The sequence below is a fragment of the Anditalea andensis genome (assembly GCF_000714815.1).
GTDB lineage: Bacteria > Bacteroidota > Bacteroidia > Cytophagales > Cyclobacteriaceae > Anditalea > Anditalea andensis.
The window spans coordinates 303,393-317,539 of sequence record NZ_JMIH01000024.1 but is presented as its reverse complement, the minus strand read 5'-3'; the positions used below and the strand labels follow the sequence as shown (position 1 = coordinate 317,539).

10 protein-coding genes are annotated in these 14,147 nt (G+C 38.0%); 3 read left to right on the top strand and 7 right to left on the bottom strand.

What is annotated here, in order from left to right; all coding sequences use genetic code 11:
- Positions 1 to 7: 7 nt before the first annotated feature.
- Together EL17_RS17720 and wrbA are read right to left on the bottom strand one after the other, a co-directional pair.
- Positions 8 to 1,159, bottom strand: a complete 1,152-nt coding sequence (locus EL17_RS17720; RefSeq protein ID WP_035077092.1) for a methionine aminotransferase — start codon at positions 1,157 to 1,159, stop codon at positions 8 to 10.
- A 350-nt stretch (positions 1,160 to 1,509) separates the two neighbouring features.
- Positions 1,510 to 2,127 (bottom strand): NAD(P)H:quinone oxidoreductase, encoded by a 618-nt coding sequence (gene wrbA / locus EL17_RS17715; protein ID WP_035077090.1) that lies wholly within the window; start codon positions 2,125 to 2,127, stop codon positions 1,510 to 1,512.
- 256 nt (positions 2,128 to 2,383) lie between these two features.
- Between wrbA and EL17_RS17710 the strand changes: the two genes are divergently transcribed.
- Positions 2,384 to 2,860 carry a hypothetical protein gene (locus tag EL17_RS17710; protein ID WP_035077088.1) on the top strand — a complete coding sequence of 159 codons (477 nt, stop codon included), beginning with the start codon at positions 2,384 to 2,386 and terminating at the stop codon, positions 2,858 to 2,860.
- A gap of 284 nt (positions 2,861 to 3,144) precedes the next feature.
- Here EL17_RS17710 and EL17_RS17705 read toward each other — a convergent pair whose 3' ends face one another.
- The 5 genes from EL17_RS17705 to EL17_RS17685 form a co-directional block, all read right to left on the bottom strand.
- On the bottom strand, positions 3,145 to 5,622 hold the full coding sequence (locus EL17_RS17705) for a TonB-dependent receptor (protein ID WP_240486016.1): 2,478 nt from the start codon (positions 5,620 to 5,622) through the stop codon (positions 3,145 to 3,147).
- 370 nt (positions 5,623 to 5,992) lie between these two features.
- Positions 5,993 to 6,466 (bottom strand): porin family protein, encoded by a 474-nt coding sequence (locus EL17_RS22755; RefSeq protein WP_051720097.1) that lies wholly within the window; start codon positions 6,464 to 6,466, stop codon positions 5,993 to 5,995.
- Between the two features lie 20 nt (positions 6,467 to 6,486).
- Positions 6,487 to 7,317, bottom strand: coding sequence for a DUF2490 domain-containing protein (locus tag EL17_RS17695; protein ID WP_084166258.1), 831 nt, complete (start codon positions 7,315 to 7,317; stop codon positions 6,487 to 6,489).
- Positions 7,318 to 7,327: 10 nt separating this feature from the next.
- Positions 7,328 to 9,316, bottom strand: coding sequence for a hypothetical protein (locus EL17_RS17690; RefSeq protein WP_164675141.1), 1,989 nt, complete (start codon positions 9,314 to 9,316; stop codon positions 7,328 to 7,330).
- A 176-nt stretch (positions 9,317 to 9,492) separates the two neighbouring features.
- Entirely contained in the window at positions 9,493 to 10,881 is a 1,389-nt protein-coding gene (locus EL17_RS17685) for an arginine decarboxylase (RefSeq protein ID WP_035077082.1), read from the bottom strand.
- A 476-nt stretch (positions 10,882 to 11,357) separates the two neighbouring features.
- Between EL17_RS17685 and EL17_RS17680 the strand changes: the two genes are divergently transcribed.
- The gene (locus tag EL17_RS17680) at positions 11,358 to 12,308 is read left to right on the top strand and encodes an arginase (RefSeq protein ID WP_035077080.1); all 951 of its coding nucleotides are present in this window, start codon (positions 11,358 to 11,360) and stop codon (positions 12,306 to 12,308) included.
- Between the two features lie 33 nt (positions 12,309 to 12,341).
- On the top strand, positions 12,342 to 14,132 hold the full coding sequence (gene argS / locus EL17_RS17675) for an arginine--tRNA ligase (RefSeq protein WP_035077078.1): 1,791 nt from the start codon (positions 12,342 to 12,344) through the stop codon (positions 14,130 to 14,132).
- Positions 14,133 to 14,147: the final 15 nt, after the last annotated feature.

The following is a 14,147-nucleotide window of genomic DNA, read 5'->3' as shown; positions in this document are numbered from 1 at the left end:
AAGTATACTAAAACACAGCATAGGAGAGCCTACTTATCGCAAGTTCCAGCTCGGCTTCATCTTTGGCAAAGCAAAACCTTAAAACTTTAAGATCTGATTTATCCTTATAAAACGCAGTATTAGGGATACAGGCTACTTTTGCTTTTTTGGTTAACCTGACAGCTAGATCAAAATCATTTTCAGTAGAAAGATGCCTATAGCTCACTGTCTGGAAAAAACTTCCTTCCGCAGGGGTAAATTTAAAAGGTGTGTAAGCTTTTAAACCCTCACAAAATATATCTCGCTTTTTCTGATAAAAAGCAGAAAGTTCTAAATATTTACTATCGTCATCAAGGTATGCAGCTATAGCATATTGGAGCGGGGTGGCCGTACTAAAGGCTATATATTGGTGTATTTTTCTGAATTCTTTACTCATCTTTTCAGGGGCCAGGCAATAACCTATTTTCCATCCTGTTACGTGAAGGGTTTTACCAAACGAGCTGCAAATAAATGTTTTATCCCTAAGTATCGGATTTCTCATTAAAGAATAGTGCTCCTTTTTATCAAATACAATATGCTCATATACTTCATCACTGATAACAAATATAGGTTTATCACTAATGATCTTGGCTAAATGGTCCACGTCGTCTTTTTTCCATACATATCCGGAAGGATTATGGGGAGTATTTACTATAATCAATGTGGTCTTTTCATTTATGACTCCTTCTAATCTATCCCAATCGATAGAAAAATCATTTTCATCCAATGGGACATATACAGGAACGCCCCCATTAAGCCTTACCGATGGACCATACGCGTCGTAAGCGGGCTCCATGATGATCACCTCATCACCGGTCTTTACCACAGCAGTAATGGCTACATATAATGCTTCCGTAGCGCCTGATGTTATAGTAATCTCCGTTTCTGGTTTATAAAATACCCCATGCATTAGTTCAGCCATTTGGGATATTCTTTTTCTTAGCACAGGTATTCCGATGCTCGGGGCATATTGGTTATTCCCTTCTTTTATATAATGGGCTGCTAAATCAGTTAGATGGGGATCACACGGAAATCCAGGAAATCCCTGTGCTAAATTTATAGCATTATGCTCTTCAGCCAGATGGGTCATGATGGTAAATATTGAAGTGCCCTGGGCGGGAAGTTTTGAAATCAAAGACATAACAGATAGTGGGTAATTAAGATTATATCATGCCTACAGGCTTTAAACTTATATATGTAATGATGGAATAATGTACACATTTGGGTACTTAATATATAGCTAAAAGTAATCTATTGCACATAAATTGATCTTTGGCAATCAATAAATTGGTCTATGCACCTATCTTTCCGAAAAACTGAAACTGAATAATAAGTCAAAAAGAAATAAACATCCCATCCTTAATAAACTTATAGGACAATAATCATTATAAGATAGCCTCCAACTGACATATAAATAATAGAAAGAAGTAAGAACCAAAAGCAGTCAATCTATAACTGAAATCGGGTCCTTACTTCTAATCGGAAAAGAAATTAACCATTCAGGCCTATCTTTAACGCTTGAGCTATTTGTACTGTTCGTTTAGCCTGATGAATCACGGCTGGCTCCAGGTTTTCGGTCTTGATCTGTCCATCCATACTTACAGTAGCTGTACATCCGTATGGGTTACCTCCAGCCCCAAATACTGTGTTGTCTGTATAGCCCACTGGTGCTAAAACAGCCCCCCAGTGACACATATTCTTATATATGGCCAAAACGGTGGATTCTTGACCTCCATGAGGATTTTGTGCAGAACTCATGGCACTTACTACTTTATTTACCAGTTTGCCTTGGGCCCACAGGCCACCGGTCTGATCAAAAAATGACTGAAACTGTGAAGAGATGCTGCCATATCTTGTAGGTGCACTAAAAATGATGGCATCAGCCCATTCAAGATCATCCATACTGGCTTCAGGTTCATTTTTGAGGCGTTCATAAGTAGTTTTCCAGGCTTCATTGCTTTCAATGGCTTGCATAGGTGCTGTCTCTTTAACCTTTAGAACTTTTACTTCCGCACCGGCTGCTTCTGCACCCGCCTTGGCCCATAAGGCCATTTGGTAATTTGCACCTGTACTGGTATAATAAATAATTGCTACTTTTAAATTCGACATGATTATTTGTTTTTTAGATTAAAACTTTCTTCTCTAACTACAAAAAAGCGATATTGTTAATTTAATAATCCGAATTCTTATCAAAAACAAGTAATGATGGAGGCTAGCTTGTAGCCTGCTATATCATAGTTGATATTAGGAAGTCTTTACAAACCCTATAAATATTATAGGGTTGTTAGGATAATAAATTATTTCCTTTTACTTTTGAAAAAGCATTAGCTACATCCTTTATTATTCACTATTAAAAGTTAGTATTATGTCTATTCAATCCATACCTTCAGCTCAGGATAATTTTGCTTTTCAAAGCATATCCAAGAATTCAGATCTATCGATCGGCAGTTTATCAGTGCTAGAAATTATGGATAGCTGTGAATTTATAGATCTACGTACAACTAAGACATTTGATTTTGTCGGTCATCCTGAAGCGGGTAAGCAATATACAGTTATCGGATTTAGTCTTTCAGGGAAAGCAGCGGCATTAAAAGGACTATTCAATGGCATCATCAGTCTGGGAAATCCCAAAGAGGTGGGCCTGACCTACCAAGCGGATCTGGATACTTACGTTTTCAAATACTACCAAAAAGACCAACATATTGCCATTGGATATTTACAAAAAATCATTAAAATGATCGAAAGTGAAATACGATTCAAAGCTGTTCTCAAAAAAGTAATAGAAAATATTAAAGCTTTTGATTTCAGTCAGCAGTTTCTAAGAAATGAAATATTTAATTAATTAGAACCATCATCTATATTTATAAAAGGCTGTCTTATAAAACAGTTCAAGGGCCTGAAACTTAACTGTATCAAAATTGACTCAGATACCGACCCGAAAAAACAGAGGCTGTCCCTACTTATGAGACAGCCTCTTTTTCATTTTATAATAGTTAACCTACACGTGAAAATTATATTAGCACGGAGCCATCAAAAAAACTACAATACCTATTAATCCCGATAGCTAAAACATCAACTATCGGGATTATAATATTAAAAAATAGTAGTACAAAGATTCTATTTTTTCTACATGACATGCCTGATCGTGATACCAAAGGTTCTCTGATCCCCGAGCACACCGGCATAATGTCCTGCGTTGCCCGCACCTGGTAGGAGCATCTCAAAATAATTTACATCAAACAGATTGCGTACCCAAAATATAAAGGAAGTACCTTCTGTTGCCCTAAAACCAGCCCTCATATTGGTTAAAGCATATCCATTTATCATTAAATACTGTGACGGAGAAGGACTGGAAGAGTAGGATGACCGATAGTATACATCATACGCAAAAAATGTTTTTCCTTTCTTCTCAAATAATGTACCTGACCGTGAAATTTCACCACCAATAGACCCCGCAAATTTCGATATACCCGGAAGATCCTCGCCAGATATATCTTTAAAAGCTACGTCTCCACCAGTTTCTTCGAGCGGTACAGGAGCATTGGCAAAAGAAACATAAATACCATCCGTATAGGCCAGACCTCCATAGAAAGAGATGTTTTTGTTAATCTTGATATTGGCGTCCAGCTCCGCTCCCATTACCCTGACACGCTCAGCATTGGAAAGGTACCCACGATTTACCCCCAGTTCGGCCGTTTGAACGATGGTCTGATAATCTTTAATATCAGTATTATAGACGGTAAAATTCAAAGTAGAATTTGTAGTGGGATTTGATTTGATTCCAAGCTCAAAATGCTGAACAGCTTCAGGTCTGATTACTGCTAGTTCTAATAGCGGGCTTCCGCCTGCTGAAGGCAAACCTCCTAAATTTAATCCTACAGGCTTATAACCGGTCGAATAGGTAGCAAAGGTATTGATATTATACCTAGCCTGATAAGACAAGGTTATTTGACCGGATAAATTAAAATCATCAACACTTACATCAAATGCCTGATCATTATAAACTGCCCGTTGTAGGGCAATCAGCGCTGGATCTTCCGTTTGAAGTCCGCCGTAAGTCTGGCGGAGATAATTTACCTTTTTGTCATCATAATTATATCTCAAACCTGGTAATAAATGAAGCCGGTCTGTAATGGCCCAATCCAACTGACCAAACACAGCCCCACTGAAAGACTCAAGTCTATTGGTGGTCCTAATACCATAGCCTTCAAAAAGACCTGGTGTCTGCCATAAAGGACTGGTAGTATTTTGGGAAAACCTCCACTGTGCAGATCCAGACTCTTCAGAATGATATGGATCTGACCATAGATCCTGACCTAAAGCAAATATTCCTACCACACCAGATACTCCCGGTAGAAAACTCCCTGCATACCTAATTTCCTGCGACCATTGTCTATGTTTGGAAGGGGCCTGTGATAAGCTTAAAACCGGCAACCCAGTAAAATCACGGTCATTGGATGGATCCCAATCCCAGTATCTCCAGGCCGACGTAGAGGTCAGTGTACCAGAACCTATTTCAAAGTCAACGTTTAAAGATATACCTCCCAAGTTTTGGTTGGAGCGCCATGGCGTATCATGATCTATGACCCGGTCAAATGCGTTTCTGCTTGGCAAAGAATAGCCTAGGTCTGCTATAATCTGATCAAACTGGCGGTATTCAGGTCTTAATGTGGGTGCTACACCTGCTACCACCTGGGCATACCCATCCGGACGTTGGCTGGATGCATCCATAGAAAGGGTAATAGTGGCTTTATCCGTTGGTATGAATAATATCTGCCCCCTCACACCCAGATTGTTCAGATCATTTACACTTCTACCTGTAACCACGTTTTCAATTAACCCATTTCTCTGCGTTCCTGAAAAAGAAAGTCTAGCGGCTACGGTTTTACTGAGAGGACCGGTTATCGAACTTTTTGCCTGTATAAATCCATAATTGCCATAGCTCAGCTCAAAATTAGCACCCGGAGTAAAGCTTGCTTGTCTGGTGGTAATATTAAATGCTCCTGCCGTAGTATTTTTTCCAAACAAGGTTCCTTGGGGACCTCTCAAAACTTCTATCTGGTCCACATCTATAAAATCCAGGGTGGTCGCGGCAGGACGGGCATAGTAAACACCATCTACATAAAAGCCGACCCCAGGATCTATCCCATCATTGGTAAGGCCAAATGTAGATCCTAATCCGCGTATGTTTAAAGTGGTATTTCGCGGATTGGAAGAGTATAGCTGAACAGATGGTACCAGCTCCTTCACTCGGTTTACATTAAAAGCTCCAGCATCTGCTATCAGAGGACCCCCAACTACTGTGATCGGGATAGGTACGTTTTGAGCCGTTTCTGTACGTCTCCTGGAAGTCACCAAAATTTCTTCCAGTAAAGCATCCTCTTCCAATTGTATGGATATTTCTGAATCAGGTACTTTGGATAATTGTATTTCTTTGAGTTTATAGCCCACATAGTTTACCTGAAGGATAAGAGATGGATGGGCAGAGTAGAGATTAAACTTTCCATCACCATCCGTAATCACAAAATTCTCGGTACCCTTTATCACTACTGTAGCGCCTGGTAGCGGCAAGGCATCTGAATCTATGACCAAGCCCTTTATCATGGTTTGAGCATCCAAATTATTTATTTGGCATAGCGCGAACACTAACCACAAAATATTATACTGTAACAGTGATTTCATAAAGATATAATTAGCATTAAATAGGAACTGATAATAAAAATGTAAATATACTACTTAAGTTCATTTACCCTATAGTTTTTGTAGGGTTTTAAAAAATAATTTTTTATCCCAATTTTATCTCATGGCTTATGCTACAAGTAAAATCAAATAAATGTGAAATCCATTATAGATAAATAGGCTAAAAATTCACGAAAGTAAAATAAAGGCACGTATGCGCATACATAAAATCTACAAATAGAAGGACGTGTTTCATATCCTCTGCACAAAAAACTGATGAATTCAGAAGCGAGAGTTAATTAATATGGTAATTAATCCCTACCCCTATAACCAGATTATTGTTATTCTGTGGCTGAAATTTAATTTGAGCATCCAGGGAAAATTCCTCTGAAATCCGGTAATTGTAGCCACCCCCAACATTTAACCCAGGACTCTGAATCAGATTATCATTTTCACCAGCAAATTCCAGTCTCCTTCGATAATAGTTAAATCCCAGTAAACCATATAACTGGGAAGTACCCTCATTGAAATAATAACGGGCATCTACATGTAAATTAGTAGCTTTACCCGTTTCAGGTAATAAAACCATAATACTGGGTACAACTGAAAGCCTATCGATTATAAAATATTCACTCAGCAACCCCATACCAAACAGATTGGTACCTGTACCATATTCAGTGGCCAGTTGGGCTCTCCATTCACCCTGATATTGGGCATATGATATGTGGCTTCCTATAAATAATACCCAGATGAGCAAAATCTTTTTCATACTAAATTTTATTATTATTATCACCTTACCAAAGCCCTTCTTACATTTCTGCTATCTCTGAAATCCAGGGTGTACATGACATTCAGTCTGATTATATGCCTTTGCCTGTACTCCGCTGGTATGGCCGAAGGGCCATAGGTCCACATATGACCACCAAAAAACATAAAATTGTTATGGGTATACCCTATCGCAGTATAAATTCTGTTTTCCTCTAATATATCGGTAATATGAGATCCGGTTTCAAAGAAAATTTCATTTGAAGGGGAAATAAAGAAGGTATGATTTTCCATTCTAGGCTTATTTATAGGAATGTAGGCATATACCTTATACCTAAATCTATCTGTATAATTATAGGGAGCCCCTACATTATTGTCCCTTTTAAACCTGTGCTCAAACCTGAATTGATGAAATAGTTTAACGCGTCCCATTGGTTGTACTAATAACCACTGATGCCAAAATCTTGGCTCTAAAGTGCTAGTGACAAATTCAGGATTTCCTGGATCAGGTGTAAAATTCCACACCAAAGTAGGTCCGAAAGTTATTTCAAAATTATCACGAGCTAGATAAGTAAATCCAAATCGGTTATAAATCTGACTCATCCTACCTATAAAGTCTCCTCTGTTATCTACACTACTCCTTCTTCTGTAGTGATTTTCCTGATACCAGAGCCATCTATCTCCTAATCTAAATTTTAAATATAATCCGTTCCATGATTCTGTAGTAGCTAGGAGGTTAGTTCTTTCTGAGGGTATAAATTGTTGTGGTGCATCCCCTTGCCCGAAAGCTGAAATAGTCCAAAAACAAATACCTAAGGCCAATAAATTTTGTTTGGCAAATTTACTTAAATACATTTTTATTTAATTATAAATCCAGGGCTGATTCTATTCTGTTAATAGATGTTCTTCTTCCCAGCCTTCTTTCTATTCTTCTGGTGTCTACATCTCTGAGTTCATATAATCTTTCCTGAAGGGCTTCTATCCTATCCAGATGTTCTTTTATCATAGTGTAATCTTCTTCGTTTCTAATTTGACTGACATAATGATTGAAAAGGACCATACCACCATTATCAAATAGACGTTCTTTTACCCTTACATTATATCTTGAATATGTAAATGGATTAAAAGTTTCTTCCTGATATGTTTCGTCTAAGTCATCCATAGTAGGAAATACAGCTGCCAGTCTATTAAACTGTTCCCTCATTTCTGATATCAGGTCCAATATCACCTCCCCTTGCTCTACTCTTTCCATATAGGTGTCCATTTCTGAATACCTCCTGCTAAGTTCATTAAAGTTGCGCTGAAGTATATTTTCATATACTGAAGCAAACATTTCAAGGTCTCTATTAGAGATGGTCTCATGACTTAAATATACAGAATCCACTAATGCTTTATTTTGCAATATTCTAGCTTCCATTGTTGCCAAGTCATCAGTCTGCTCCAACTGCTCGAGTTCTTGGGTGATATAAGCTGTGAACACATCTACTAGAGACTGTTCGCGCCTGATATAAGCCAGTACATTATCTGTCAATGATCTATCGGCACCCAGATCATCTTCATAATCTAAATGCCTAGTTCTTACCTCTTCACCAAATTCATACCGTATGGTATCAAATGCAGATAAGAAATCAATACCTTCTCTTACAAAGACATCCTGATCTATATACCTGATCTCATCAGAAGTCAGAATCTGAACCAATGTGTCTACCTGATCCAATCTATGCTGCTTTCTTTGAAAATATTCATAAGCAAAAGCCAATGAATCATCCCTATACCGGTTGATGGCCAGCGCATTCATTTCTGCAAATCGGTTAACCTCTGATTGTAGCACTTCAAAGGTTTCTTCTATTTCATCGATATTTCGCTGATCTTCACGCGATATGGGATATTCAAATCTTCGGGTATGAATGGGATACTGGGATAGACTCCCATCATCATCTACATATTCATCCTCATACTGAAGGATACGGCCAAGAACATGCCGTAAAAATTCATTTCCCCTTTGCTGTACTTGCAATTCTTCAAAAGACTGCCGATATCCTACATTGAAAGTAAGTGGAAACCTGGCTTCAGCTATACCAAAACCTACATCTTCTCCCTGGTTTAACCTATCCAGATTTTGAATGACTTCGTGAAAAATCACTTCGTTAATTACTTCCCGTGTTTCGTCATCCACTACCCTAAGTCCGAGCAAAAATCCATTCTCATATCTTCTTGTTTCTCTTACGAAGATGGTATCCCTCATATAGGTGAAAACCCATTCTCCTACCATGACACCCTGTGGATCTAATCTTCCTGTAATGTTATAGGTAAGGTAGTCCCCAAATTGCTCAAATGATATGTCACCTACCATTTTTCCCGCTGAAAAATTAATGGGAGCAGATCTGAATAATGGCTCTACCCTTCCTCTTTCAAATTTATTCTCCCTATACTCCCATACACCTTCTAGCTGACCCTGGTTATAAGTAGCACTTAGTTCATAATCCTCACTTTCAAGATCGGTAACAACTTCAAAATCAACTACATCCCGTAACTCTACCCTATGTTCTTCTTGATCATATCTCCACCTGCCATGTTTCTTATTTTCTCTATAAACTCCATTGACATTTAACTTACTCAGCAATGTTCTGTCCAGTGTATCTATTGATCTTCTCACAAAAGAAAAGTTACCATCAATAACTATCTCACCGTCCCTATTCTCATAGAAAGTAAAGGTGGCAGTTCCATCGTGATTATTAAAGGTATATTCCCCTTCATACCTTTCTCTTTGCTGAGCAAAGGTGTAACTGTTCAAAATAAATAATAAGAGGCCAATAGCAAATCCACTATACTTTTGTAACCGGACATCAATCATTGCAGGAGATATTTTATATGAATTTAAGATTTACACCAAATTTTACACTTAAATTCTATTAATTATTATAATAAATTTCAAAGGAATAATTCAATAATACGCAAAATTAGTAGGATTGGAAAGGTAAATTTATAAAAAATGGTGCAACTCAACAGTAGCACCATTATTATAAACACTTAGTAACCAAGGGTTTTTAGCATTGATTCGCTGGATTGTTCTCCGGCAAATAATTTATGGGTGACCTTACCTTCACTGTCCTTATCTATCAGCACATGTTTAGGAGCCGGTATCAAGCAATGCTGAATACCTCCATATCCCCCCAAAGATTCCTGATAGGCTCCAGTATGGAAAAAACCAATGTACTGTTTCCTATTCTCCTCCTGTTTTGGCAGATAGAGGTTAAACTGGTGGGCTTCTGAATTATAGTAATCCATACTATCACAGGTAAGACCTCCTAAAGATACATTATGATATTCTTCATTCCAGTTATTGATAGCGAGCATGATGTATTTTTGATCTAGTCCCCAGCTGTCTGGTAGCTGTGTGATAAAAGAGCCATCTATCATATACCAAAGCTCCTTATCATTTTGTAGTTTTTCATCTAAAATGGAATAGAGAACCGCACCACTTTCGCCTACAGTATAGCTACCAAATTCTGTAAAAATATTAGGCTCCACCGTATTGTTTTTGGCACACATCCACTTGATGTTTTTGACAATCTGCTCTGCCATATATTGGTAGTCGTAATCAAAAAACACGTTGGTTTTAATGGGAAACCCACCCCCGATATCCATGGTGTCTAATTCTGGGCAAGATTTTTTCAGATCTACATACTTTTGTATAAATCGGGTAAGCTCGGACCAATAGTATGCTGTGTCCTTTATCCCCGAATTGATGAAAAAATGCAACATTTTCAAGCTGACTTTAGGATTATCTTTTATCTTATCTTCATACAGTTTAATGATGTCATTATACCTCACCCCCAATCGGGATGTATAAAAGCCGAATTTTGGTTCTTCATCCGATGCTATTCTGATCCCTACTTGAAAAGGGACTTTCACATGCTCCAAATAATAATCAATCTCCGTCAGATTATCCAGTATCGGAACGCAGTTTTTAAATCCATCATTGAGCAGTTCGGTGATGTATTTTTTATATAAATCTCTTTTGAATCCGTTACAAACTATATAGGTGTCTTTCGTGATTTTTCCTCTTTCGTATAAATTTCTTACTATAGGTATATCAAATGAAGAAGATGTCTCTATGTGTATGTCGTTTTTCAAAGCCTCATCCATCACAAAACTAAAATGCGATGATTTGGTACAATAGCAGTAAGTATAATTCCCCTTATAATCATGGGATTTTATTGCATTGTTAAAAATGGTTTTGGCATTTTGGATATTTTCACTGATTTTGGGTAGATAAGTTAGCTTGAGGGGGGTTCCATATTCCTCTATTATATTCATCAAATCCACTCCGTTAAAGTGAAGTTTATTGTCTTCAACATGAAATTCTTTGGTAGGGAAATCAAAAGTCTGTTGAATCAAATCTGCATATTTATTCATTTCTGATGGTTAAGGTGGAAAGAAAAGGTAAGTGGACCTTAATTTATTAATCCATTACTTGTTCAAATACTGTACTGAAAAAAAGTTTTCAATAGCATAAGTATTAAAAGTAATTTATTATCAATTTGGTTTACAAGAAACGGACAAAATAAAGGATAAATAACGGAAAATGAAAATACCAGGAACATCTGAAACTCAGGTAACAGCCATAATTCAAAATAGGCCTCATCAATAACTACAACACAAATAATTTTTGCAGAGGCATTTTAAATATTGGAAATAAACACAGATTTATCCTAACCGGCTTAACTACAGCATGAAAGGTAAATGGAATAACATTTATTTGCGCAAATGCTGTATTGAATGAAACTTCCCGCCTGGTAACCCGTATTTTCCCCTTTTTTAGCTAATTTTGCACCTATATATTAAGGAGATCAAATTTTATCCCCGTACTGTATACAAACCCATATAATTAAATGCGTAACATAAAACTAGTAGAAGTCAGATCAGAATTAGCAGCCGGCACTAGAGGAGCCAGTATGGGTATTGATGCCCTTAAAGTGGCCAGTTTAGATAAAAAGTCAACGTTTTTCACCAAATTTGACCCTATAAATGTTCCTGATGCAAACCAGTATCTTTGGAAGGGAAATAGATTCCCACACGCCAAATATATAGACGGTGTGCACCAGGTAATAGAAAATGTTTATACCGCTATAAAATCATTAAGAGTGGAAAAGAAATTTCCAATAGTACTGGCAGGAGACCATTCCACAGCAGCTGGGACCATCATGGGAATCAAAGCTGCTGATCCAGAAAAACGTCTTGGTGTGATATGGATAGATGCGCATGCTGACCTCCACACCCCGTATACCACACCTTCCGGCAATATGCATGGAATGCCTCTGGCCATGTGCCTTTCTACGGATAATTTGGAGGCTAAAGTCAACGAACCCTCCGAGGAAGAAATTTCTTACTGGGAAAGAATAAAAAATACAGGTGGAGAAGATCCGAAAATCTTGCCTCAGGACATCGTATTTATTTCCCTTAGAGATACTGAAAACCCTGAGGACCACCTCATCAAAAAACACAATATAATGACGATCACCACGGATGAGGTACATGCTACCGGAGTAAAAGAAGTGGCCAAGAAAGCTTTAAATAGGCTTAGTGACTGTGAGCAGATTTATATATCCTTTGATGTAGACAGCATGGACAGCGCCATCTCTATGGGCACAGGGACACCGGTAGCCAATGGCATCACTGTGGAAGAAGCCATCTCTCTAAATGTGGAACTCATTAAAGATAAAAGGGTATGCTGCTGGGAAATCGTAGAAGTAAATCCGACATTGGATACAGAAAACCTCATGGCAGAAAATGCTTTTGATGTACTCGAAGCTACCACCCAATCACTTGTCCATAATTTTTAACGCATACATACTTACTAGTCAACTGCATAAAATATGACGATTCAAGAACAAATCCTTTTAGATATTCAAAAAGCATTTAAAGTACTTTTTGACCATGAACTATCACAAGTAGACCTGGCACTTCAACCCACCAGAAAAGACTTTGCCGGTACTTATACTTTTGTATTGTTTCCCTATCTCAAAATCATTAAGTCAGGACCTGAAGAAGGGGGGCGTAAGATCGGTGAATACTTAAAAGAACATTCCACTGCAGTGAGGGACTTTAATGTGGTTAAAGGTTTTCTGAATCTAGAGGTGAATGAATCACTCTGGTTACAGATTTTCCAAAACCTATACAATAAGGAACATATAGGCCAGTTTCCATCCAATGGCCAAAAAGTAATGGTCGAATACAGTTCACCAAATACTAATAAACCATTGCACTTAGGCCATTTAAGAAATAATTTTTTGGGTTTTTCCATATCTGAAATTTTGGCTGCTAACGGCTATGAAGTCATAAAAGCTAACCTTGTCAATGACCGCGGAATCCACATCTGTAAATCCATGGTAGCCTATCAGCGAATTGCCAATGGGGAAACACCAGACTCCAGCGGGCTGAAAGGGGATCATCTGGCAGGTAAATATTATGTGGCTTTTGACCGCGAATACAAAAAACAAGTGGCAGAACTGATGGCCGATGGTCAGACGGAAGCCCGGGCGAAACAAATGGCTCCTTGGATGCTCGCTGCCCAGGACATGCTCAGAAAATGGGAAACCGGGGACAAAGAGGTAGTCGATCTGTGGACACGGATGAACCAGTGGGTTTACCAGGGGTTCAACGAAACCTATAAGCGTATGGGTGTTTTATTTGACAAGTTTTACTATGAATCAGAAACTTATCTTTTAGGCAAAAATATAGTGGAAGAAGGGCTAGAAAAAGGAGTATTTTATAAAAAAGATGATGGGTCCGTATGGGTAGATTTGAGTGAAGAAGGGCTCGATGAAAAGTTAGTATTACGGGCTGACGGGACATCTGTCTATATCACCCAGGATCTTGGAACAGCTGACCTTAAGTACAGGGATTTTGGCTTTGATAAATCAGTATATGTAGTCGGAAATGAACAGGATTATCACTTTGATGTCTTATTTAAGATCATAAAAAAATTAGAAAGACCTTTTGGTGAAGGCCTCCATCATCTTTCTTATGGAATGGTAGATCTACCTACAGGTAAAATGAAATCCCGGGAAGGCACGGTGGTGGATGCTGATGACCTTATGCAGGAAATGATAGATACGGCAGCATCCCATACAAAAGAACTTGGTAAAATAGATGGTTTCAGTGACGAGCAGGCAACGGAACTCTATGAAACCTTAGGAATGGGAGCATTAAAGTATTTTCTCCTTAAAGTAGACCCTAAGAAAAGAATGCTGTTCAATCCACAGGAATCGATAGAGTTTCAGGGAAACACAGGTCCCTTTATCCAGTATTCACATGCCAGAATAGCCTCCATTATCAGAAAAGCCGATCAGATAGGAGTAGATTATAAAAATGCAGATTATACCAAGGTTGATAAATTAGAGATAGCAGAACAGGAACTTATTATAGTTTTAAATGATTTTGAGAAAAAGATAAAAACAGCTGGAGAAGAATTGTCCCCATCGGTTATAGCCCAATATCTTTTTGACTTATCCAAAGAATATAACCGTTTCTATGCCGAATTACCTATATTTAATGAGGATAATTTATTGGTCCAACAGTTTAGGGTGGCTTTGTCGCTACAAGTAGCTAAAACAATAAAAAGGGGAATGGCGTTATTAGGCGTAAAAGTACCGGATAGGATGTAACCTTGCTAGCAGTAA

Bases quoted from the DNA above. Each gene is read 5' to 3' on its own strand.
- wrbA (WP_035077090.1), bottom strand. From the start codon at position 2,127: ATGTCGAATTTAAAAGTAGCAATTATTTATTATACCAGTACAGGTGCA.
- EL17_RS17720 (WP_035077092.1), bottom strand. From the start codon at position 1,159: ATGTCTTTGATTTCAAAACTTCCCGCCCAGGGCACTTCAATATTTACC.
- EL17_RS17705 (WP_240486016.1), bottom strand. From the start codon at position 5,622: ATGATAAAGGGCTTGGTCATAGATTCAGATGCCTTGCCGCTACCAGGC.
- EL17_RS17680 (WP_035077080.1), top strand. From the start codon at position 11,358: ATGCGTAACATAAAACTAGTAGAAGTCAGATCAGAATTAGCAGCCGGC.
- EL17_RS17685 (WP_035077082.1), bottom strand. From the start codon at position 10,881: ATGAATAAATATGCAGATTTGATTCAACAGACTTTTGATTTCCCTACC.
- EL17_RS17695 (WP_084166258.1), bottom strand. From the start codon at position 7,317: ATGTATTTAAGTAAATTTGCCAAACAAAATTTATTGGCCTTAGGTATT.
- argS (WP_035077078.1), top strand. From the start codon at position 12,342: ATGACGATTCAAGAACAAATCCTTTTAGATATTCAAAAAGCATTTAAA.
- EL17_RS17710 (WP_035077088.1), top strand. From the start codon at position 2,384: ATGTCTATTCAATCCATACCTTCAGCTCAGGATAATTTTGCTTTTCAA.
- EL17_RS22755 (WP_051720097.1), bottom strand. From the start codon at position 6,466: ATGAAAAAGATTTTGCTCATCTGGGTATTATTTATAGGAAGCCACATA.
- EL17_RS17690 (WP_164675141.1), bottom strand. From the start codon at position 9,316: ATGATTGATGTCCGGTTACAAAAGTATAGTGGATTTGCTATTGGCCTC.